The organism is Acinetobacter uliginosus (genome assembly GCF_044130295.1).
GTDB lineage: Bacteria > Pseudomonadota > Gammaproteobacteria > Pseudomonadales > Moraxellaceae > Acinetobacter.
In genome coordinates this window covers 1-312 of the sequence record NZ_JBIQOC010000153.1, presented here as the reverse complement: position 1 = coordinate 312, position 312 = coordinate 1, and the positions used below count along the sequence as shown (strand labels likewise).

The window sequence follows — 312 nt, the reverse complement described above, 5'->3', positions numbered from 1 at the left end:
AAAACGAGTATGAACAATTTATTTCAACTCAAATATATTCTGTTAATGATTTTTCCAGCCTTCGTCAGGTCAGGAAACTGTGATAATTCACAGAGGTTAATAACAATGCCGCGCATTATACGCCGCTTTCTTACTAAGCTCTATAAGCTATCTAACCGTTTGCTTATTATGCATCCGAAGATACATGGTGGAGACTAGGAGAGTCGAACTCCTGACCTCCTGCGTGCAAAGCAGGCGCTCTACCAACTAAGCTAAGTCCCCAGCTTATCAATAAGTCAATGTTTCTGATTTTCCGTACGCTTTAATGTAATA

At 39.7% G+C, this 312-nt stretch carries 1 tRNA gene; it reads right to left on the bottom strand.

Annotated elements, in window-relative coordinates:
- Positions 1-185: 185 nt before the first annotated feature.
- A tRNA-Ala gene (locus ACE01T_RS17245) sits at positions 186-261 on the bottom strand.
- Positions 262-312: the final 51 nt, after the last annotated feature.